This is a genomic window from Streptomyces sp. URMC 124, from assembly GCF_051386455.1.
Lineage (GTDB): Bacteria > Actinomycetota > Actinomycetes > Streptomycetales > Streptomycetaceae > Streptomyces.
In genome coordinates, this window is record NZ_JBPQTS010000136.1 from 1 (window position 1) to 20,856 (window position 20,856).

The 20,856-nt window shown below is 71.4% G+C and carries 19 protein-coding genes and 1 rRNA gene; 15 read left to right on the forward strand and 5 right to left on the reverse strand.

Going from position 1 to position 20,856, the window contains the following annotated elements:
* From rrf to ACSNOG_RS24645, 8 genes are all read left to right on the forward strand, one after another.
* A 5S ribosomal RNA gene (gene rrf / locus ACSNOG_RS24610) occupies positions 1–75 on the forward strand; the annotation flags it as partial.
* 82 nt (positions 76–157) lie between these two features.
* On the forward strand, positions 158–808 hold the full coding sequence (locus tag ACSNOG_RS24615) for an HAD family hydrolase (RefSeq protein ID WP_436754906.1): 651 nt from the start codon (positions 158–160) through the stop codon (positions 806–808).
* Positions 809–934: 126 nt separating this feature from the next.
* A complete protein-coding gene (locus tag ACSNOG_RS24620; protein WP_436754890.1) occupies positions 935–2,107 on the forward strand; it encodes an acetoin utilization protein AcuC in 1,173 nt (390 codons plus the stop codon).
* 145 nt (positions 2,108–2,252) lie between these two features.
* Positions 2,253–3,128, forward strand: coding sequence for a phosphatase (locus ACSNOG_RS24625; RefSeq protein ID WP_436754891.1), 876 nt, complete (start codon positions 2,253–2,255; stop codon positions 3,126–3,128).
* A 128-nt stretch (positions 3,129–3,256) separates the two neighbouring features.
* Positions 3,257–3,466, forward strand: coding sequence for a helix-turn-helix domain-containing protein (locus ACSNOG_RS24630; RefSeq protein ID WP_123975194.1), 210 nt, complete (start codon positions 3,257–3,259; stop codon positions 3,464–3,466).
* Between the two features lie 110 nt (positions 3,467–3,576).
* Positions 3,577–3,675, forward strand: coding sequence for a 30S ribosomal protein bS22 (locus ACSNOG_RS24635; RefSeq protein WP_003948845.1), 99 nt, complete (start codon positions 3,577–3,579; stop codon positions 3,673–3,675).
* Between the two features lie 226 nt (positions 3,676–3,901).
* On the forward strand, positions 3,902–4,948 hold the full coding sequence (locus ACSNOG_RS24640) for an NAD-dependent epimerase/dehydratase family protein (protein WP_436754892.1): 1,047 nt from the start codon (positions 3,902–3,904) through the stop codon (positions 4,946–4,948).
* A 14-nt stretch (positions 4,949–4,962) separates the two neighbouring features.
* Positions 4,963–6,015, forward strand: coding sequence for a lysophospholipid acyltransferase family protein (locus ACSNOG_RS24645; protein ID WP_436754893.1), 1,053 nt, complete (start codon positions 4,963–4,965; stop codon positions 6,013–6,015).
* Positions 6,016–6,104: 89 nt separating this feature from the next.
* Here ACSNOG_RS24645 and ACSNOG_RS24650 read toward each other — a convergent pair whose 3' ends face one another.
* From ACSNOG_RS24650 to ACSNOG_RS24665, 4 genes are all read right to left on the reverse strand, one after another.
* Positions 6,105–7,310: a DUF5667 domain-containing protein gene (locus ACSNOG_RS24650; RefSeq protein WP_436754894.1), complete on the reverse strand. Its 1,206-nt coding sequence runs from the start codon at positions 7,308–7,310 to the stop codon at positions 6,105–6,107.
* Between the two features lie 205 nt (positions 7,311–7,515).
* The gene (locus ACSNOG_RS24655) at positions 7,516–8,352 is read right to left on the reverse strand and encodes an ECF subfamily RNA polymerase sigma factor, BldN family (RefSeq protein WP_436754895.1); all 837 of its coding nucleotides are present in this window, start codon (positions 8,350–8,352) and stop codon (positions 7,516–7,518) included.
* A 495-nt stretch (positions 8,353–8,847) separates the two neighbouring features.
* Positions 8,848–9,786 (reverse strand): HAD family hydrolase, encoded by a 939-nt coding sequence (locus ACSNOG_RS24660; protein ID WP_436754896.1) that lies wholly within the window; start codon positions 9,784–9,786, stop codon positions 8,848–8,850.
* 127 nt (positions 9,787–9,913) lie between these two features.
* Complete coding sequence (locus tag ACSNOG_RS24665) at positions 9,914–10,192, reverse strand: glutaredoxin family protein (protein ID WP_436754897.1); 279 nt, start codon at positions 10,190–10,192, stop codon at positions 9,914–9,916.
* A gap of 450 nt (positions 10,193–10,642) precedes the next feature.
* Between ACSNOG_RS24665 and ACSNOG_RS24670 the strand changes: the two genes are divergently transcribed.
* From ACSNOG_RS24670 to ACSNOG_RS24695, 6 genes are all read left to right on the forward strand, one after another.
* Complete coding sequence (locus ACSNOG_RS24670; RefSeq protein WP_436754898.1) at positions 10,643–11,440, forward strand: redox-sensing transcriptional repressor Rex; 798 nt, start codon at positions 10,643–10,645, stop codon at positions 11,438–11,440.
* Positions 11,437–12,906, forward strand: a complete 1,470-nt coding sequence (locus ACSNOG_RS24675) for a glutamyl-tRNA reductase (protein ID WP_436754899.1) — start codon at positions 11,437–11,439, stop codon at positions 12,904–12,906. The genes ACSNOG_RS24670 and ACSNOG_RS24675 overlap by 4 nt, the downstream gene beginning before the upstream one ends.
* A complete protein-coding gene (hemC, locus tag ACSNOG_RS24680) occupies positions 12,903–13,886 on the forward strand; it encodes a hydroxymethylbilane synthase (protein WP_436754900.1) in 984 nt (327 codons plus the stop codon). Before ACSNOG_RS24675 ends, hemC begins: the two co-directional genes overlap by 4 nt.
* Positions 13,883–15,532 (forward strand): uroporphyrinogen-III synthase, encoded by a 1,650-nt coding sequence (locus ACSNOG_RS24685; RefSeq protein WP_436754901.1) that lies wholly within the window; start codon positions 13,883–13,885, stop codon positions 15,530–15,532. Before hemC ends, ACSNOG_RS24685 begins: the two co-directional genes overlap by 4 nt.
* Positions 15,529–16,521 carry a porphobilinogen synthase gene (gene hemB / locus ACSNOG_RS24690; protein ID WP_436754902.1) on the forward strand — a complete coding sequence of 331 codons (993 nt, stop codon included), beginning with the start codon at positions 15,529–15,531 and terminating at the stop codon, positions 16,519–16,521. Before ACSNOG_RS24685 ends, hemB begins: the two co-directional genes overlap by 4 nt.
* Positions 16,522–16,649: 128 nt before the next feature.
* Complete coding sequence (locus ACSNOG_RS24695; protein WP_436754903.1) at positions 16,650–17,081, forward strand: ATP-binding protein; 432 nt, start codon at positions 16,650–16,652, stop codon at positions 17,079–17,081.
* Between the two features lie 28 nt (positions 17,082–17,109).
* Here the strand turns inward: ACSNOG_RS24695 and argS are convergent, their stop codons facing one another.
* A complete protein-coding gene (argS, locus tag ACSNOG_RS24700; RefSeq protein WP_436754904.1) occupies positions 17,110–18,864 on the reverse strand; it encodes an arginine--tRNA ligase in 1,755 nt (584 codons plus the stop codon).
* Between the two features lie 160 nt (positions 18,865–19,024).
* Here argS and lysS point away from each other — a divergent pair, with 160 nt between their 5' ends.
* Positions 19,025–20,767, forward strand: a complete 1,743-nt coding sequence (gene lysS / locus ACSNOG_RS24705) for a lysine--tRNA ligase (RefSeq protein WP_436754905.1) — start codon at positions 19,025–19,027, stop codon at positions 20,765–20,767.
* Positions 20,768–20,856: the final 89 nt, after the last annotated feature.

Below are 20,856 nucleotides of genomic sequence, written 5' to 3' on the forward strand. Positions count from 1 at the left end.
AACCCGGAAGCTAAGCCTTTCAGCGCCGATGGTACTGCATGGGGGACCGTGTGGGAGAGTAGGACGCCGCCGAACAATTTTTCAGCCTCAGGCCCCGAGTGTTATCACTCGGGGCCTGAGGCATTTTTGCGTTCAGGGCCTCTAGGGTGACGTCATGATGCGCTATGACCTCGTCATCTTCGACAACGACGGAGTGCTCGTCGACAGCGAACCGATCGCCAACCGGGTGCTCGCCGCCTATCTCACCGAACTCGGCCACCCCACCACGTACGAGGAATCCGTACGCGACTACATGGGCTCCGCCGTCCACCGCATCCACGACCTGGTGCTCGAACGCACCGGCCGGCAGCTGCCCGCCGACTTCGACACCACCCTGCACTCCCGCACCTTCGAGGCGTTCGAGCGCGAGCTGCAGCCCATAAAGGGTGCTGCGGAAGTCCTCGAGCACCTGGTGGCCGGCGGCGTTCCGTACTGTGTCGCCTCCTCCGGGACCCATGAGCGGATCCGGGTCGGTCACGGCCGCACCGGGCTGGACGAATGGTTCGAGGAATCCTGGATCTTCAGTGCGGAAGACGTCGGCAGGGGCAAGCCCGCCCCCGACCTCTTTCTCCACGCCGCCCGTTCCATGGGCGTCGAACCCGCCCGCTGCGTCGTCGTCGAAGACAGCCCGCTCGGCGTGCAGGCCGCGCTCGCCGCCGGTATGGACGTCTACGGCTACACCGGCATGACCCCCGCCGAGCGGCTGACCGCGGCCGGCGCCGGCGGACTCTTCGGCGAGATGGCGGAACTCCCACAACTCCTCGCCTGATCCTGCCGCCGACTGGGGCTCCGACTGGGGCTCCGACTTGGCGTCGACGAGGGCTCGGACCCGGCCCCGACTGTGGCCCCGACTCTGGCCCCGACCCCGCTCCGGCCATCCGTTACGGTGACGCTCATGAGCGGCCGTGCGCAGTTGATGTGGGACGAGGCGGTAACGGGTTACGACTTCGGGCCCGGCCATCCCATGGACCCGGTGCGGCTCGCGCTGACCATGCGGCTGGTCGAGGCGCTCGGGCTGGACCGGGCCGTGCGCGTTGCCGCCGCCCGGCCCGCCGGGGACTCCACACTGAGGCTGGTGCACCGCGAGGACTACATCGCCGCCGTGCGGGCCGCGTCCGCCGACCCCGCCTCCGCCGACGGCTCGTACGGCCTCGGCACGGCCGACGTGCCGGCCTTCCCCGCCATCCACGACGCATCCGCGCTGATCGCCGGGCAGTCGGTGGGCGCCGCGGAAGCCGTATGGCGCGGCGAGGCCCTGCACGCGGTGAACTTCGCCGGCGGGCTGCACCATGCGATGCCCGGTGCGGCGTCCGGGTTCTGCGTGTACAACGACGCGGCCCTCGCCGTGGCCCGGCTGCTGGAGCTCGGGGCGGAGCGGGTCGCGTACGTCGACGTGGACGTGCACCACGGCGACGGCGTCCAGGCGGCCTTCTGGGACGATCCGCGCGTGCTCACCATCTCCCTGCACGAGCACCCCAGCACCCTTTTCCCGCAGACCGGCTGGCCTCAGGAGACCGGCGGGCCGGGAGCCGAGGGCGGTGCCGTCAACGTGGCGCTGCCGGCGGGGACGGGGGACGCGGGGTGGCTGCGGGCGTTCCACGCCGTGGTGCCGGAGCTGCTGGCGGCCTTCCGTCCGCAGGTGCTGGTGACGCAGCACGGGGCCGACACGCACTTCGAGGATCCCCTGGCCCACTTGGCGGTCTCGCTGGACGCCCAGCGGTCGGTGGCCGAGGCCTGCCACGCTCTGGCGCACGAGCACGCGGAGGGGCGCTGGGTCGCCCTGGGCGGTGGGGGGTACGCGGTGGTCGACGTCGTGCCCCGCTCCTGGGCCCATCTGGTGGCGGTCGCCGCGGGGGTGCCGGTGGCCCCGGAGGCCGCTGTGCCGGAGGACTGGCGGGCCGAAGTGTTCCGACGGACGCGCCAGTTGGGTCCGCAGAGGATGACGGACGGGCGCCGGCCCGAGTGGAAGGACTTTACGGACGCGGGATACGACCCGGGGGACCGGCTCGACCAGGCGATCCTCGCGACGCGGCGGGCGGTGTTCCCGGCCCACGGCCTGCTGCCGTAGAGCGCCGCGCAGAGCGCTCTGCGGAACGCTCTGCCGGTCGCCGCGCCCACCGTCACGCCCGCCCTCGAGCCGCCCGTTAGGCCGACCGTGGGATCCCCGCGCGAATCCCCCGCGCCCCGGGGCCGGTTCCGTCAGCATCGGAATCGTGCTGACCGAGCTGCCCGCCCAGTCCCCTGCGCAAAATTCCCCAGACGCCGTCCCGCAGCAAGACCAACACCCCTTCCTCCGCAGCCACCTCCTCCGCTCCCGTATCGCCGGTGTCGTATCCGCCTCCCGCGAGCGGAGTCTGAGCCGCTATCGGATGTTCGTGGCCGGAGATCCCCGTGCGCTGCTCGGCCTGGAGCCGGAACGGGACTGGTTGCTGGGGGACTTGTTGCGACTGATGGCCCGCAAGTGCGGGGTTTCGGCCGATCCCGGCCACACTTCGGGGCAGGATGTCATCGATCCGGACCGTACGATCGTGGCACTGGGTGCCTTTGCGGATCGGCTCGCCGCGGTGGCCGCTGCCCGGGCTCCGGTGCTCATCGGGACCGGTCACCCGCACCGGCTCCTGGGCTTCTACGCCTCCTTGGCCGCCGGTCTCTCGGCGGCGGGGTGCACTGTCCTCCGCCCGGCGCAGGGTCGAAGTGTCGACATAACGACCCGGTTCGGGGTACGCACCTACAACCTGGACTACGTTCGAGGCGTCGCGCTGGTGCGTGAACCCGGCGCGCGTGGGTGTGGAAGTGAGCCCGGCGTACATACGCATTCTCCGCTCCCGCTTCGGGTGGCCCTGGGGGCGGCGATGGACGGTGACGGACCGCTTCCGGCGGTGGTCATCGGGGACCACGGGTGGGTCTGCGGGGCAGGTCAGCTGGGTATTGAGGCCCTCGGCCTGGCGGATGCGGACGACCCGGCGCCGTTCGCCGGTCAGGCGGAGGGGCGGTTGTCCGTCGTCGTTCCGCTTGATGACACTGTGCGGTCTGATTACTACCGACCGCTTACTCGCTATGTACTCAATCGAGCGTGTCTGTCACAGTAGGCGGCCGATGGCTGCTCCTCTTCCCCACTCGCATCACCCGCCCCTAACCTGGGGAGTGAGCGCGCAGCGACGAGGAGTCACCGGAGGGGAAGCCGGTGCGCGTCATGTGCGGAAGGTTCAGGTGTGTCATGGCTGCTGACCAGAGGCCTCTCAACGAGGTCGTGTTCCTGACCGTGGCGGAGGTCGCCGCGGTGATGCGAGTGTCCAAGATGACCGTGTACCGCTTGGTGCACAGCGGTCATCTGCCGGCGATCAGGGTGGGCAGGTCGTTCCGGGTCCCGGAGCAAGCGGTGCACGAGTACCTCCGAGAGTCCTACGTGGGGGTGGAAACAGCCTGACGGGGGCCCTGGATTACGCTGATCGCCCGGTGCCGGGTAGGCTGGCCCGATGTAGGTCGTGTGGGCTCGGACGCCCCGCACCGAGTGAATCGATGTAAGCGAGGGTAGTCGTGGGCTCTGTTATCAAGAAGCGGCGTAAGCGGATGGCCAAGAAGAAGCACCGCAAGCTGCTCAAGCGCACGCGCGTTCAGCGTCGCAACAAGAAGTAAGCGGCACGCCGCTGTGCTCGTCCCGCAGCCCTTCCACCGATCATGGTGGGAGGGCTGCGGTGCTTCGTGGGTGCGTCGCGGTGAGTGAAGCCTCGGCTACGGCTTGAAATGTCGCTCCGCGCATCGGCCGGTCATCACAGCGCAACAACGACCCGCTACGGTGGCCGCGGCAGCACCACCCATCGGTAGGTCATGGGCGGATCGTGGGCAGAGGAAGGCGCTGATCTTGGGCAAGGTCGTGCTCGTCACCGGAGTCGCACGGCAGCTGGGGGGCCGGTTCGTCCGCCGCGTCCAGCGCGAGCCCGACGTGGACCGGGTGATCGCGGTGGACGCGGTGCCACCCGCGCACCATCTGGGCGGGGCCGATTTCGTACGGGCGGACATTCGCCATCCCCGGATCGCCCGGGTTCTGGCCGAACACGGTGTGGACACGGTGGTCCACATGGATGTGAACGGCACCCCGCTGGGCAAGCGCGGCAGCCGGGCGACGGTCAAGGAGACCAACGTCATCGGCACCATGCAGCTGCTCGGCGCCTGCCAGAAGACGCCGTCGGTGAAGCGCCTGGTGGTCAAGTCCAGCAGCAATGTCTACGGATCCGCGCCACGCGATCCCGCGATCTTCACCGAGACCACCCCGCCGAAGTCGCTGCCCAGCGGGGGCTTCGCCAAGGACGTGGTGGAGGTCGAGGGGTACGTGCGCGGCTTCGCCCGGCGCCGGCCCGACGTGGCCGTGTGCGTGCTGCGCTTCGCGAACATCCTGGGGCCCTGCGCCGACTCGCCGCTCGCCGAGTACTTCGCGCTGCCCGTGCTGCCCACCGTCCTCGGCTTCGACCCCCGGCTGCAGTTCGTCCACGAGGACGACGTGATCGAGGTGCTGCGGATCGCCGCGGGCGAGCCGCGCCGGGGCACGCTCAACAGCGGCACCTTCAACGTCGCGGGTGACGGGGTGCTGCTGCTCTCGCAGGCGGCCCGCCGCCTCGGGCGTCCCACGCTCCCCTTCTTCCTGCCGACCGTCACCTGGGTCGGCTCCGCACTGCGTTCGGTCGGCGTGACGGACTTCTCGCCCGAGCAGATCCGGCTCCTCACCCACGGGCGGGTCGTCCGGACCACCCAGATGCGCGAGACCCTCGGCTTCGACCCGCGGTACACCACCGCGGGGGCCTTCGAGGACTACGCGCGCAGCCGGGGGCCGGGGCTGCTGCCGCCCGAGACCCTTGCCCGTACCGTCGACCGGATCGCCGCGGCCCTGCCTGCCGGCCGCGGCCAGAAGTGAGGAGCGCACCCACCATGGCGGACGCGAAGGTCATCCCGTTCGGCGGCGAGGAGCCGCGGTCCAAGCGCAAGGGGAAGCGGCCGGGGCGGGCCCGTACGGGCCGGGTGTCGCCCCTCGCGCCCGTGCCGCCGCAGCGGGACGTGGACCAGGCCGCGGCGGACGCCCCCGAGCAGCCGGCGGCCGCGGACACGGGCGACCGTGTACGGGAGCCGGAGGCGGCGCAGACGGGCGGCTGGGACCGGAAGCTGGCGCACGGGCTGAGCTTCCTGCGGCGGCGGATCACCGGCGAGTACGAGGTCGACGACTTCGGCTACGACGAGGAGCTGACCGACCAGGTCCTGATGTCCGCGCTGCGGCCCTTCTACGAGAAGTACTTCCGGGTCGAGGTGAAGGGCATCGAGAACATCCCGGAGAAGGGCGCGGCCCTGGTCGTCGCCAACCACTCCGGGACGCTCCCGGTGGACGGGCTGATGCTGCAGGTCGCCGTGCACGACCACCACCCGGCCGGCCGGCACATCCGGATGCTCGCCGCGGACCTGGTCTTCATGCTGCCGGGGGTCAACGAGATCTCCCGGAAGCTCGGGCACACCCTCGCCTGCGCGGAGGACGCGCAGCAGCTCCTGGAGCGGGGCGAGGTGGTCGGGGTGATGCCGGAGGGGTTCAAGGGGATCGGCAAGCCGTTTTCGGAGCGGTACAAGCTCCAGCGCTTCGGCCGGGGCGGCTTCGTGTCGACGGCACTGCGTGCCGGGGCGCCGATCGTGCCGTGCTCGATCGTGGGGGCCGAGGAGATCTATCCGATGCTCGGCAATTCGCGGACGGCGGCACGGCTGCTGGGGATCCCGTACTTCCCGCTGACGCCTTCGTTCCCCTGGCTGGGGCCGCTGGGGCTGGTGCCGCTGCCGACGAAGTGGACGATCCAGTTCGGCGAGCCGATCCCCACGGACGGGTATCCGGCGGAGGCCGCGGACGACCCGATGCTGATGTTCAACCTGACCGACCAGGTGCGAGAAACGATTCAGCACACGCTGTACAAACTGCTTGTGCAGAGGCGGTCGGTGTTCTTCTGACCGGCCCGCAGCCGACGGACGGAGGCTGCTTGTGCCCAGGCGGTCGGTGTTCCTCTGGAACACCGACCGCCTGGGCAGCTACGGCACTACTACTTCGGGTCCTCGCCCTGGATGCCCAAGCCCGGGAGGATGTCCGGGAGGACCGGCGGGATCGTGATGCTCGGCTGCTTGGCCGGCTTCGTCTCCTTGCCGTGGGACGTGCCCTCCGGGCTGGCACTGCCGGGCGCGGAGGGGGGCTTCAGCAGGCCCGTGCCGCCGAGGAGGCCCTCGTGCTCCTCGTGGCCGCCGGGGGCCGCCGGGTGCTGCCGGCCGCCGCCCGCGTGCTTGCCCGCGCTGCTGGACGAAGCGGAGGGCTTGGGCGGCGTGGAGTGGGCCGAGCGGCCGGACGTGCCGGGGGCGGAGGTGTCCGGCCGGACGGACGAGCCGTGCTTGCCGTGGTGGGCGGGGAGCAGGGACCGCAGCGGCTCGACCTCATCGTCTATGGCGGAGAGGACCGAACTGACTTCGGCTCCCACGTCGGCCAGTTGCACCGGGAGCTTCTCGCGCAGCTGGCTCCAGCTCTCGCGGTGCGTGGAGGCGAAGCTGGAGAGGCGCTGGATGGGGCCGAGCGAGCGGTCGCGCTTGTAGGCGGTGTGCAGCAGGCGGTGGCCCTCGGAGGCGTCCTGGCGCATGCCCGAGAGGGTCTTGCGGATCTCGCCCAGGACCTCGTGGTCCAGGCTGCCGCCGAGCTTGCCGCGCTCCATCAGGCGGCGGGCCTCCTGCAGGCGCGTGGAGGCCCGGTCGAGGAGCAGGCCGCCGCGGTCGGAGTCGTCGTCGGCCATGCCGAGGCGGAGATCCTCCATGCCGCGCTTGAGCGGATAGAGCGAATCGCCGGGCAGGGCATTGGAACTGGCGGCCGCCACGCCGCCGAACGCACCCGCTGCCACACCCACGGTCAGGCCGCCCGCGGCGAGCCCCTTCGACCAGCGGGAGCGCGGCCGGAGACGGCCCAGGGCCCGGTGGGCGCCGCGGCCCGACCGGCGGGTCTTCTGCTCGGGGAGAGTGGCGGAGTCACCTCCCGCGAACTGGGTCTCCATGGCAGCGATGAGCTGCGCCCGCTGCACGGCCTTGGTCTCCGGGTCGAGCCCGGGGCGGGGCAGCTCACCGAGCCGGCCCGTGAGGGCCAGCAGCCTGCCCTGCTCCGCGCCTTCGGCCGGCGGATCGGGCTGTGTGGCCGCCGCGTCCTGGACTTCCTGCTGCTCCAGGGACCGGGCGAAGGCGTTCGCCCGCCGGTGCGCCGATACGTTCGCGATCACAGGCGGCACCTCCTCTCGTCATGACGGTCGACTCCTCTGAACACCTGGAGGGTTGCACGCCGTGATGAGCATCCACTCGATCGAGTGAGTGGCTGCGGGCATGGCGTGACCGCAGGGAGTCTGCATCCCGCACAACGACTGGCGCGCCAGCCGGGTTACGCGCCCTGGACGATGTGACCGCTGGTGAGTGAACGGGCGCGCTGGGTTAACGCGCGTCGTCGGGAAGGAGGCGGGCCAGGGTGCGGACCGCGCGGTACTGGAGGGTCTTGATGGCGCCCTCGTTCTTCCCCATGACGCGGGCGGTCTCGGCGACCGAAAGCCCCTGCAGGAAGCGCAGGGTGACGCACTCCTGCTGCTGGGGGTTGAGCTTGCGCACCGCCTCCAGCAGCGCGGCGTTGGACAGGGACTCGAGGACGGAGTCCTCCGGGCTGCGCTCGACCTCATTGGCGTCGAGCATTTCGCCGGTGGTCACTTCGAGCCGGAACCGCGAGGACTTGAAGTGGTCGGCGACCAGATTGCGGGCGATCGTCACGAGCCAGGCGCCGAAGTCGCGGCCCTGCCAGGTGAAGGTGCCGATGCGGCGCAGGGCGCGCAGGAACGTCTCGCTGGTGAGGTCCTCCGCGGTGGCCCGGCCGCCTACCCGGTAGTAGATGTAGCGGTAGACCGTATCGGCGTACTGGTCGTAGAGGCGGCCGAAGGCTTCGGCCTCCCCGGCCTGGGCGCGCTCGACCAGGTCGAGCATGCGGGCGCTGTCGCTGTCCGCGCTGGGGCGGCGCGTTGACGTGGCGGAGCCGGAGGGCGCGGCGGACGACGCGGTGGCCGCACCGCCCCGGCGGGCGGCTCGTCTGCCCACCGCCGCGCTGCTCTCGGCGAGGGCGTAGCAGGGGCCGGCGTGGCCGGCGCGGCCGCCTCCTGCGGCAGGGGCGAGCGTGGCGAGGGCGGGGACGGCGTACGCGGTGGGGACGAAACCGCGCAGGCGGTCGAGGACCGTTGCGCGAAGCGTAGCCAGGCCCGAGGCGTCAACCCCGACGTGTGGGTACACGGGACTCCCAGAGGCAGAGCTTCCATCACGTGCAGTACGGAACCGTTCACTCGTCGTAGGGACAAGGGGGTACCGGTTTGCGTCTGAGGAGAATAACGCTTCGTACAGGCAGCACTACACCGAGTTGCTCAAATCATCGTTTCCGTTCGATCTCTTACCGGTTGAGGATCGATCAAATATCGAACTATGAAAGGAGGTTGAACAGATTTGGTCATGGTGTGGCCGAATGGGCGGCGTGTTGTGGCAATCCGGACGCGGAAGGACTGAGGAGGAGGATGTGAGGGTATGAAGACAGGATTGCCTGAGAGTGACGCTCGACTACGCGCTGTTGCCGAACCTTTGTGGCGACAGCACGGCGTAGTGGCGAGAAGTGGACGGCGCGGTACGGCGCGCCGCCGCGTGAATCCGCCCCGGAGCCGCTAGAGCGGGCCGGGGCGGGGGGCCGGTGGCAGTTTGCGGGCAGGCGTTCGCGTCAGTGCGGGCGTCGGTGCGGCGTCAGCGCCGGCGCCGGTGCAACGCCACGGCCGCGGCCGCGCCGCCCGCCAGGGCGCCCACGCCGGCCGCGGCCGGGATGCCGACCTTGGCCGCCTTGCGGCCCGTGCGGTAGTCGCGCAGCCGCCAGCCGCGCTCGCGGGCGTGCTTGCGGAGCCGGCCGTCGGGGTTGACGGCGTAGGGGTGGCCCACGAGCGAGAGCATCGGGATGTCGTTGGCCGAGTCGCTGTAGGCGGCGCAGCGCGAGAGGTCGAGCCCCTCGGCCGCGGCCAGGGCGCGGACGGCCTCGGCCTTCGCGGGCCCGTGCAGCGGCTCGCCGACGAGCTTGCCGGTGTAGACGCCGCCGATCGACTCGGCGACGGTGCCGAGCGCGCCGGTGAGCCCCAGGCGGCGGGCGATGATCGTCGCGGCCTCGACGGGCGCGGCGGTCACGAGCCACACCTTCTGTCCCGCGTCGAGGTGGGCCTGGGCGAGCGCCCGGGTGCCGGGCCAGATCCGCTCGGCCATGTACTCGTCGTAGATCTCCTCGCCGATGGTCATCAGCTCGGAGACGCGGTGGCCCTTGACGATGGACAGGGCGCTGTCGCGCGCGTCCTGCATGTGCTCGGCGTCCTCGCCGGCCAGCCGGAACCACACCTGCTGCCAGGCGAAGCGGGCGAGCTCGCGCTTCTGGAAGAACCGCCGCTTGTACAGCCCGCGGCCGAAGTGGAAGAGGGAGGCGCCCTGCATGACCGTGTTGTCGAGGTCGAAGAAGGCGGCGGCGTGCACGTCGCCGACGACGGGGAAGTCCGGCTCGGACGGCTGCTGCGCCGCGCCCTCCGCGCTCTCGGCAGCGCTCTCCTGAGCGGTTTTGCGGGCTGCCTCCGCCGCGGCCTCGCCTGCCAGCACGCTGCGTGCCGTGGCAGAGCGCCTGCGCGGAGTGATCCATCCCAGTGCGGCCATGGCCCGAGCATAGCCAGTTTGTTCGGGGTAACCGGAGTCGGGATGATTCCGCGGCGTGAACTTCCCTTGACGCTCCGGTTACGCCCGGCGCGTCCGCGTGCGCGCGCGGGGGAGGAGTGGTGCGGGATCAGCCCGTGAGGGCCTTGCGCAGCCGGTCCGGGTCCACGCGCCAGAAGTCGTGCTGCGCGCCGTCGACGAGGATCACCGGGATCTGCTCCCAGTACTTGCGGTGGAGCTCCTCGTCCTGGGTGATGTCCTTCTTCTCCCAGCGGGCGCCGAGTTCGCCGCAGACCTCGGCGATCACGGTCTCGGCGGCGTCGCACAGGTGGCAGCCGGGCTTGCCGATCAGGGTGACCGTGCTGTCGGCGGGGTTCTTGCGGGGGCGGCGGCGCAGCAGGGGGGTCATGTCCGCCATTGTGCCCGCCCCTCGCGCGCCTCCGCGCGCGCCCGTATGCAATGGCGTGCCCCCGGCTCGTTCAAACGTGCTGGATGGGTGCCTGAGTCGACTACCATCATGTGTCGATTTGTTGGCGTCCGGGGTTTTTTCTGGCCGGGGATCCGGGAGCTCGCCTCCCGGGGAGCAGTAGTGAGTCAGGAGTGAGCGCCCGTGTGCCCGTCGCCGCTCTCCTGTGTCCCGTGTGACGGGTGTGGCGGCAGTGTCCGTGCGGCCGGTCGTCTCCGGAAGGGGCCGAATGGTTCCCGGAGAGGGCCGAAAGACCGCGTGACCCCGGTCACTTTGACCGGGCAAATCGGACACCATCTTTGTGCACGCGTTCACAAAGGCATAGCCTGCGTTCGACGGGGCGGTCCTGGGACGAGGCACCGCCCGCAGCCCCGCTCTACCCGCAGGAGCACCGTGGCAACTGGCCGAACTCACCGACCGGCGACCCGAAGCCGAGGGATTCCCGAGGCCACCGTCGCCCGGCTTCCGCTGTACCTGCGCGCACTGACCGCGCTCTCCGAGCGCTCGGTGCCCACGGTCTCCTCCGAGGAGCTCGCGACCGCGGCGGGGGTCAACTCCGCCAAGCTGCGCAAGGACTTCAGCTACCTCGGCTCCTACGGCACCCGCGGGGTCGGCTACGACGTCGAGTACCTCGTCTACCAGATCTCCCGCGAGCTCGGCCTGACCCAGGACTGGCCGGTCGTCATCGTCGGCATCGGAAACCTCGGCGCGGCCCTGGCCAACTACGGCGGCTTCGCCTCCCGCGGCTTCCGCGTCGCGGCCCTGATCGACGCCGACCCCGCCATGGCCGGCAAGCCGGTCGCCGGGCTGCCCGTGCGCCACACCGACGAGCTCGAATCGATCATCACCGACAACGGCGTCTCGATCGGCGTCATCGCCACCCCGGCCGGCGCCGCCCAGCAGGTCTGCGACCGGCTCGTGGCCGCCGGCGTCACCTCGATCCTCAACTTCGCGCCCACCGTGCTCTCCGTGCCCGAGGGCGTGGACGTGCGCAAGGTCGACCTGTCGATCGAGCTGCAGATCCTCGCCTTCCACGAGCAGCGCAAGGCCGGCGAGGAGACCTCCCCCGCGCAGGAGACCGCCGTGGCCGCCGCGGCGCAGCCCCGCTCCGGCGCGGGCATGCGCACGCCCGCCGCCGGCGGCGGCAGGAAGGGACCGGACGGGGACGTGCCCGCGGTGATGCCGGCATGAGCCTCCTCGTCGTCGGACTGAGCCACCGCAGCGCGCCGGTGAGCGTGCTGGAGCGCGCCGCCCTCGCGCCCGAGGCCCGGGCCAAGCTGCTGCAGGACACCCTCGCGGCCGAGCCGGCCACCGAGGCGGCCGTCCTCGCCACCTGCAACCGCATCGAGCTCTACGCCGACGTGGACAAGTTCCACGCCGGTGTGGCCGAGCTGTCCACGCTCCTCGCCCAGCACTCGGGCGTCGGGCTGGAGGAGCTCACCCCGTACCTGTACGTGCACTACGAGGACCGCGCCGTCCACCACCTGTTCTCGGTGGCCTGCGGGCTGGACTCGATGGTCGTCGGCGAGGGCCAGATCCTCGGCCAGATCAAGGACGCCCTCGCCCTCGGGCAGGAGCTGCACACCGCGGGCCGGCTGCTGAACGACCTGTTCCAGCAGGCCCTGCGGGTGGGCAAGCGCGCCCACAGCGAGACCGGCATCGACCGGGCGGGCCAGTCCCTGGTCACCTTCGGCCTGGAGCGCCTGGCCGACGGCGCGCCGCTGGGCGACTGGGCTACCGGCAAGCGGGCCCTCGTCATCGGCGCGGGCTCGATGTCCTCGCTCGCCGCGGCCACGCTCGCCCGGGCGGGCGTCGCCCACGTGGCCGTAGCCAACCGCACGCTCGCGCGCGCGGAGCGCCTCGCGGAGATCCTCACCGAGCCGGGCGCCCGCGCCGCCGCCGCCTTCACGGCCTCGGCCGTGGAGATGGCCGCCGTGCCGGACGAGCTCGCCCTCGCGGACGTCGTGGTCAGCTGCACCGGAGCGATGGGCGTCGTGCTGACGGCCGAGGCCATACGCGCCGCGCTGGCCTCCCGCCCGGCCGCGCCGGCCTCCCCCGCGGCCACGGACGGCGCGGACCGGGACCGTACGGACGGCAGCTGTCCGCTCGACTCCTCCTGCGGCGACGCGGCCCGCGCGGACGTCCGCCTCGCCCTCCTCGACCTCGCCATGCCGCGCGACATCGACGCCGCCGTCCACCGCCTGGAGGGCGCGCGGCTCGTCGACATCGAGTCGCTCGCCGAGGCCTCCGCCGACGCGCCCATGGCCGCCGACGTCGACCGGGTGCGCGCCATCGTCTCCGACGAGGTCGCCGCCTTCGGCGCCGCCCAGCGCGCCGCCCACATCACCCCCACCGTGGTCGCCCTGCGCACCATGGCCGCGGACGTCGTCGCGAGCGAGATCGCCCGCCTCGACGGCCGCCTGCCCGACCTGGACGACAAGCAGCGCGCGGAGATCACCCAGACCGTGCGCCGCGTCGTCGACAAGCTCCTCCACGCGCCGACCGTGCGCGTCAAGGAGCTGGCCTCCACCCCCGGCGGCGCCGGTTACGCCGACGCGCTGCGAGAGCTCTTCGACCTCGACCCGCAGGCGGTCGCCGCCGTCAGCCGGGCCGACTCGCAGGCCGGTACGCACAACACGGCACGGGAGCCGGCATGAACGACACCTCTTCGCGGCCGCTGCGCCTGGGCACGCGCCGCAGCAAGCTCGCCATGGCCCAGTCCGGCCAGGTGGCGCAGGCCGTGCAGCAGCTGACCGGTCGCCCGGTGGAGCTGGTGGAGATCACCACCTACGGTGACGTCTCGCGCGAGGCCCTCGCACAGATCGGCGGCACCGGCGTCTTCGTCTCCGCGCTGCGCGACGCGCTGCTCGCGGGCGAGATCGACTTCGCCGTGCACTCCCTGAAGGACCTGCCGACCAAGCAGCCCGAGGACCTGGCCCTGGCCGCGGTCCCGGTGCGCGAGGACCCGCGCGACGTGCTGATCGCCCGCGACGGCCTGACCTTCGAGGCCCTCGCGGCGCTTTCCTCCGAGAAGGTCCCCCGCATCGGCACCGGCTCCCCGCGCCGCATGGCCCAGCTCAACGCCTGGGCCCGCGAGCTCGGCAAGGAGATCGAGACCGTCCCCATCCGCGGCAACATCGACACCCGCATCGGCTTCGTCACCAAGGGCGAGCTGGATGCCGTGGTGCTCGCCGCCGCGGGGATCTCGCGGATCGGCCGCAGCGCCGAGGTCACGCAGTTCCTGGAGACCGACGTAGTTTTGCCCGCCCCCGGCCAGGGGGCCCTGGCGATCGAGTGCGCCATGACCAACGCACCCCTCGCCGCGACGCTCGCCGAGCTCGACGACCCGTACACCCGGGTCGCCGTGACGGCCGAGCGTTCCCTGCTCGCCGCCCTGGAAGCCGGCTGTTCCGCACCCGTGGGTGCGCTGGCCGACTTGTTGGCCGACGGGCAGGTTGTCACCGAAATGCGCCTGCGGGGCGTCGTCGGCACGACCGACGGCAAGACGCTGGTGCAGCTGTCCACCACCGGCCCCGTGCCGTCGTCCAGCGAAGAAGCCGTGGCCATGGGCCGCGAGCTCGCCGCAGCGATGCTCGACAAGGGAGCGGCCGGTCTTATGGGGGAGCGAGCACTTTGAACCCCACCGCCCCGAACCACCCCGTGCACGGGCACGTCACCTTCCTCGGTGCCGGCCCCGGAGACCCGGGACTGCTGACGCTCCGCGCCGTGGAGGCGCTCGCGGCCGCGGACGTCCTGATCGCCGATCCGCAGGTGCTCGACGTGGTGCGCACGCATGCGCGCGCCCATGTGGACATGCCTGCCCAGACGGTTACTGACGAGGCATCAAAAACCGCGGACGTCCCTGTCCTTAGGGACACCGCCAATCTTGTCATGACGGCCGCGCGCAGCGGCAAGCGGGTCGTCCGTGCGGTGCTCGGCGACCCCGGACTCGACGGCAACGCCGCCGACGAGATGCTCGCCTGCGCCGCCGAGGGCATCACCTTCGAGGTGGTCCCCGGCGTCGCCACGGCCGTCGGCGTGCCCGCGTACGCCGGTGTGCCGCTGCGCGACGGCAAGGGCGGCGACGTGCGCTTCGTCGACGCCCGCACGGCCTCGGCCACCTGCTGGTCCGAGGTCGGCGCCAGCGAGGTCACCGCCGTCGTCTCCACCACGCTCGACTCCGTCGTCTCCGCCGCCGGCGAACTGGTCTCCGCCGGCCGCGGCCCCGACACGCCGATGACCGTCACGGTCGCCGGCACCACCACCCGCCAGCGCACCTGGACCGCCACCCTCGGCACCCTGGCCCAGGTGCTCAAGGCCGCCAAGGTGCTGCCCTCGGCCGACGGCGCCCAGCCGGTCATAGCCGTGGTCGGCGAGCGCAGCGCTGCCGAGCAGCGCGACCGGCTCTCCTGGTTCGAGTCCAAGCCGCTCTTCGGCTGGAACGTCCTCGTGCCGCGCACCAAGGAGCAGTCCGCCTCGCTCTCCGACCAGCTCCGCTCCTACGGTGCCGTGCCCAGCGAGGTCCCGACCATCGCCGTCGAGCCGCCGCGCACCCCCCAGCAGATGGAGCGCGCGGTCAAGGGCCTGGTCACCGGCCGCTACGAGTGGATCGCCTTCACCTCCGTCAACGCCGTCAAGGCGGTGCGCGAGAAGTTCGAGGAGTACGGACTCGACGCGCGCGCCTTCGCCGGCATCAAGGTCGCGGCCGTCGGCGAGCAGACCGCCAAGTCGCTGATCGAGTTCGGCGTCAAGCCCGACCTCGTGCCCTCCGGCGAGCAGTCCGCCGCCGGCCTGCTGGAGGACTGGCCGCCCTACGACCCGGTCTTCGACCCGATCGACCGCGTCTTCCTGCCGCGCGCCGACATCGCCACCGAGACCCTGGTGGCGGGCCTGATCGAGCTGGGCTGGGAGGTCGACGACGTCACCGCCTACCGCACCGTCCGGGCCTCGCCGCCGCCGGCCGAGACCCGCGAGGCCATCAAGGGCGGCGGCTTCGACGCCGTGCTCTTCACCTCGTCGAGCACGGTGCGCAACCTCGTCGGCATCGCCGGCAAGCCCCACAATGTCACCGTCATCGCCTGTATCGGACCGGCCACCGCGAAGACCGCGGAGGAGCACGGCCTGCGGGTGGACGTGCTGTCCCCCGAGCCCTCGGTGCTCAAGCTCGCCGAGGCGCTCGCGGAGTTCGGCGCGGCCCGCCGGGACGCCGCCCTGGAGGCCGGCGACCCGGTCACCCGCCCGAGCGAGCGACGGCCCGGATCGCGTAGAAGGGCACGGAGTTGAGCACCACCTACGGCACGTTCCCGGGGTCCCGCCCCCGGCGCCTGCGCACCAGCCCCGCCATGCGGCGCATGGTCGCGGAGACCCGCCTGCACCCGGCCGACCTGATCCTTCCCGCCTTCGTGCGGGAGGGCATCAGCACGCCGGTGCCGATCACCTCCATGCCCGGGGTCGTCCAGCACACCCGTGACACCCTGCGCAAGGCCGCCGTCGAGGCGCTGGAGGCCGGCGTCTCCGGGATCATGCTCTTCGGCGTCCCCGAGGAGTCCAAGAAGGACGCCGCCGGCACCGCCGGCACCGACCCCGACGGCATCCTGCAGGTCGCCATCCGCGACGTGCGGGCCGAGGTCGGCGACGACCTCGTCATCATGTCCGACCTGTGCCTGGACGAGTTCACCGACCACGGCCACTGCGGCGTCCTGGACGCCGCAGGCCGCGTCGACAACGACGCCACGCTCGAGCGCTACGCCGAGATGGCCCAGGTCCAGGCCGACGCCGGCGTCCACGTCGTCGGCCCCAGCGGCATGATGGACGGCCAGGTCGGCGTCATCCGCGACGCCCTCGACCAGACCGGCCACGAGGACGTCTCCGTCCTGGCCTACACCGCCAAGTACGCCTCCGCGTTCTACGGCCCCTTCCGGGAAGCCGTCGGCTCCTCCCTGCAGGGCGACCGCAAGAGCTACCAGCAGGACCCCGCCAACACCCGCGAGTCGATGCGCGAGCTCGCGCTCGACCTCGCCGAGGGCGCGGACATGGTCATGGTCAAGCCCGCCCTGCCCTACCTCGACATCCTCGCCAAGGTCGCGGAAGCCGTCGACGTGCCGGTCGCCGCCTACCAGATCAGCGGCGAGTACGCGATGGTCGAGGCCGCCGCCGCCAACGGCTGGATCGACCGCGACCGAGCGATCATGGAGACCCTCACCAGCGTCAAGCGCGCCGGGGCCGACATGATCCTCACCTACTGGGCGACCGAGGCCGCGCGGCAGCTGTAGCGGCCGCAGGGCAACACCTCGACGAGCAAGGGCCGGTGCCCGGGGGAATTCCGCCGAAACAGTGGAAAGCCCCCGGGCACCGGCCCTAGCTTGTGGCGCACACCGAACCCTCCCGCGGAGACGCGCCCATGAGCACCGACCCCGAGCTCCCCGAGAGCTGGGAGTACACCCTCCAGGTCCCCTGCGACCCGCTCGCCCCCTGCATCGCCCGCCGCACCCTCCGCACGATCTTCGAAGAACACGGCTTCGCCCGCGTCGCCGAGACCGCCGAACTGCTGACCTCGGAGCTGGTCACCAACTCCTACCGGCACTCCGAAGGGCCCGCCTCGGTCCGCGTCACGCGCGAGGGCAAGGGCAAAGGGGTGCGGGTGACCGTATGGGACACCAACCCCGCACTGCCCGGCCTGCAGGCCACCGAGCTGCCCCGGGAGGACGCCGAGGAGGGCCGCGGGCTCGCGCTCGTGATGCGCTGCGCCGACAGCTGGGGCGGCTTCGCCCTGCGCCGGCAGCCCCAAGGGCTCACCGGCAAGCTGGTGTGGTTCGAACTGGGGGCGGGGTGAGACCGCCCCGCCCCCGGTCCGCCGGGCCTCAGAGCTGCTCGGGCGTCCGGATGCCCAGCAGGGACATGCCCTGACGCAGCGTGCGGGCCGTCAGGTCGCACAGGAAGAGGCGGTTCTCCACCTGCTGCGGCGTCTCCGCCTTCAGCACCGGGCACTCGGCGTAGAACGTCGTGTACAGCGAGGCCAGCTGGTAGAGGTAACCGGCCAGCTTGTGCGGCTCGTACGACGCCGTGACCTCCGCCAGGAGCTCGCCGAACTGGTCCAGGTGCATGCCCAGCGCGCGCTCGGCCGGGGCCAGCGCCAGCTCCGGGTGGGCCACCGGCCGGGCCTCGCCCGCCTTGCGCAGGATCGACTGGATCCGCGCGAAGGCGTACTGCAGGTAGACACTGGTGTCGCCGTTGAGGGACACCATCTGGTCCAGGTCGAACTTGTAGTCGCGGGAGACCGACGTCGACAGGTCGGCGTACTTCACCGCGCCGATGCCCACCTGGGCGCCCCGCTCGGCGATCTGCTCCTCGGTCAGGTCCTGGGCCTTCTCCCGCACGACGGCCGTCGCGCGGTCGATCGCCTCGTCCAGCAGGTCCACCAGACGGACCGTCTCGCCCTCACGGGTCTTGAACGGCTTGCCGTCCTTGCCGAGGACCGTGCCGAAGCCCAGCTGAACGGCCTTGACGTCGTCCGTCAGCCAGCCCGCCCGGCGCGCGGTCTCGAAGACCATCTTGAAGTGCAGCGACTGCCGGGCGTCCACCACGTACAGCAGGGTGTCGGCCTTGAGGTTGCCCACCCGGTCGCGGATCGCCGACAGGTCGGTGGCCGCGTAGCCGAAACCGCCGTCGGACTTCTGGACGATCAGCGGCGACGGCTTGCCGTCCGGGCCCTTGACGTCATCGAAGAACACGCACAGCGCGCCGTTGGAACGCACCGCCACGCCGGACTCCTCCAGCAGGCGGCAGGTCTCGGCGAGCATGTCGTTGTAACCGGACTCGCCGACGATGTCCTCGTCGCGGATCTCCACGTCGAGCTTGTCGAAGACCGAGTAGAAGTAGATCTTCGACTCGTCGACGAACCGCTGCCACAGCGCGAGGGTCTCCTCGTCGCCCGCCTGCAGATCCACCACCCGGCGCCGGGCGCGCGCCTTGAACTCCTCGTCCGAGTCGAAGAGCGTCCGCGACGCCTTGTAGAGACGGTTGAGCGAGGACATGGCCTCCTCACCGGAGACCTCCCCCTCGTGGTCCAGCTCGTGCGGGTGCTCGATCAGGTACTGGATGAGCATGCCGAACTGGGTACCCCAGTCACCGATGTGGTGCCGGCGCACGACCTTCTCGCCCGAGAACTCCAGGATCCGCACGACCGCATCGCCGATCACCGAATTGCGCAGGTGGCCGACGTGCATCTCCTTGGCCACGTTCGGCTGGGCGTAGTCGATGACCGTGGTGCCCGGGGCCTGCGCGAACGGCACGCCCAGGCGGTCGTCGGCGGCACGCGCGGCCAGCGTCCTCACGATCGCCTCGTCCGTGATCGTGATGTTCAGGAAGCCCGGGCCCGAGACCTCGACCTCCTTGATCAGATCCCCGGCCGGAAGGCCCTCGACGACCTTCGCCGCCAGCTCCCGCGGATTGCCCTTCAGCTTCTTCGCCAGCGCCAGCATCCCATTCGCCTGGAAGTCGGCCCGGTCGCTTCGTCGCAGCAGCGGATCCGCGGAACCGGCCTCCGGCAGGGCTGCCGAGAGGGCGTCCGCGATGCGCTGGTGGAGCGAGGAAGCGAGGGAGGGAACCGAAGCCATGGGAAGGTGCCATTCCAGTAGGCGGCATGTGAGGGTCCCCCCGATTATCCCATGCGCCTACCACGCCCCCCGCGGTAATTTCGCCGGAGCCGGGCAACCCCGGAGCCACCCCTCCCGTCTGGGACAATGGTCATGCCAGGACCGTAAGGAAGGAAGTGCCGTGGCTCAGGCTCAGAGCACCGAGGCCGACTGGGTCTCCCGTTTCGCCGACGAGGTCATTGCCGAAGCGGAGCGCCGGGCCCCCGGCAAACCGATCGTCGTAGCCTCGGGCCTGTCGCCCTCCGGCCCGATCCACCTCGGCAATCTGCGCGAGGTCATGACGCCCCACCTCGTCGCCGACGAGATCCGCCGCCGCGGCCACGAGGTCCGCCACGTCCTGTCCTGGGACGACTACGACCGGTACCGCAAGGTGCCCAACGGCGTCCCCGGCATCGACGAGTCCTGGGCCGCCCACATCGGCAAGCCCCTGACCTCCGTCCCGGCCCCCGCCGGCTCGGCGTTCCCGAACTGGGCCGAGCACTTCAAGGCCGCCATGGTCGCCTCGCTCGCCGAGCTCGGCATCGAGTACGACCCCATCAGCCAGACCGAGCAGTACACCTCCGGTGTCTACCGCGAGCAGATCCTGCACGCGATGAAGCACCGCGGCGACATCGACGCGATCCTCGACCAGTACCGGACGAAGGACAAGGCGACCGGCCAGCCGAAGAAGCAGGGCCAGAAGCAGCAGAAGCCCGTCGACGAGGCCGAGCTGGAAGCCGCCGAAGGCTCCGGCGCCGCCGCCGAGGACGACGGCAGCTCCGGCGCGGGCTACTTCCCGTACAAGCCCTACTGCGGCGCCTGCGAGCGCGACCTCACCACCGTCACCGCCTACGACGACGAGAGCACCGAGCTCACCTACACCTGCGTGTGCGGTCACTCGGAGACCGTCCTGCTCAGCGAGTTCAACCGCGGCAAGCTGGTCTGGAAGGTCGACTGGCCCATGCGCTGGGCCTACGAAGGCGTGATCTTCGAACCCTCCGGCGTCGACCACTCCTCCCCGGGCTCCTCCTTCGTCGTCGGCGGCCAGATCGTCCGCAAGGTCTTCGGCGGCGAGCAGCCCATCGGCCCCATGTACGCCTTCGTCGGCATCAGCGGCATGGCCAAGATGTCCTCCTCCAAGGGCGGCGTCCCCACCCCCGGCGACGCCCTGAAGATCATGGAAGCGCCGCTGCTGCGCTGGCTCTACGCCCGCCGCAAGCCCAACCAGTCCTTCAAGATCGCCTTCGACCAGGAGATCCAGCGGCTCTACGACGAGTGGGACAAGCTGGAGGCCAAGGTCGCCGACGGCACCGTCCTGCCCGCCGACGCCGCCGCCCACTCCCGCGCCGCACGCACCGCCGCCGGCGAACTGCCGCGCACGCCGCGACCGCTGCCCTACCGCACGCTCGCCTCCGTCGTCGACATCACCGCCGGCCACGACGAGCAGACCATCCGCATCCTCAGCGACCTCGACCCGGCCAACCCCGTCGCCGACCTCGACGAGGTCCGCCCGCGCCTGGACCGCGCCGAGCACTGGATCAACAACCAGGTCCCGGCCGAATCCCGCACCATCGTCCGCTCCGAGCCCGACACCGAGCTCCTCGCCTCGCTCGACGAACAGGGCCGCGAATCGCTGCGCCTGCTCCTGGAAGGCCTCGACGACCACTGGTCGCTCGACGGCCTCACCACGCTCGTCTACGGCGTGCCCAAGATCCAGGCCGGCCTCACGCCCGACGCCAAGCCGACCCCCGAGCTGAAGGTCGCCCAGCGGTCCTTCTTCGCACTGCTCTACCACCTGCTCGTCAGCCGCGACACCGGCCCGCGCCTGCCCACGCTGCTCCTCGCCGTCGGCGCGGACCGGGTGCGCAAGCTGCTCGGTTCGTAGCCCCCGACCGTACGAAGACGCCGGGCCGGTGTCGCGGCTGACGAGCAGGTGGTAGAGCAGTGCGAAGAAGGACCGCTGGGCGACCTTCA

Coding starts and splice junctions, on each gene's coding strand:
- ACSNOG_RS24615 (WP_436754906.1), top strand. CDS start 158: ATGCGCTATGACCTCGTCATCTTCGACAACGACGGAGTGCTCGTCGAC.
- ACSNOG_RS24620 (WP_436754890.1), top strand. CDS start 935: ATGAGCGGCCGTGCGCAGTTGATGTGGGACGAGGCGGTAACGGGTTAC.
- ACSNOG_RS24630 (WP_123975194.1), top strand. CDS start 3,257: ATGGCTGCTGACCAGAGGCCTCTCAACGAGGTCGTGTTCCTGACCGTG.
- ACSNOG_RS24645 (WP_436754893.1), top strand. CDS start 4,963: ATGGCGGACGCGAAGGTCATCCCGTTCGGCGGCGAGGAGCCGCGGTCC.
- ACSNOG_RS24660 (WP_436754896.1), bottom strand. CDS start 9,786: ATGGCCGCACTGGGATGGATCACTCCGCGCAGGCGCTCTGCCACGGCA.
- ACSNOG_RS24665 (WP_436754897.1), bottom strand. CDS start 10,192: ATGACCCCCCTGCTGCGCCGCCGCCCCCGCAAGAACCCCGCCGACAGC.
- ACSNOG_RS24675 (WP_436754899.1), top strand. CDS start 11,437: ATGAGCCTCCTCGTCGTCGGACTGAGCCACCGCAGCGCGCCGGTGAGC.
- hemC (WP_436754900.1), top strand. CDS start 12,903: ATGAACGACACCTCTTCGCGGCCGCTGCGCCTGGGCACGCGCCGCAGC.
- ACSNOG_RS24695 (WP_436754903.1), top strand. CDS start 16,650: ATGAGCACCGACCCCGAGCTCCCCGAGAGCTGGGAGTACACCCTCCAG.
- argS (WP_436754904.1), bottom strand. CDS start 18,864: ATGGCTTCGGTTCCCTCCCTCGCTTCCTCGCTCCACCAGCGCATCGCG.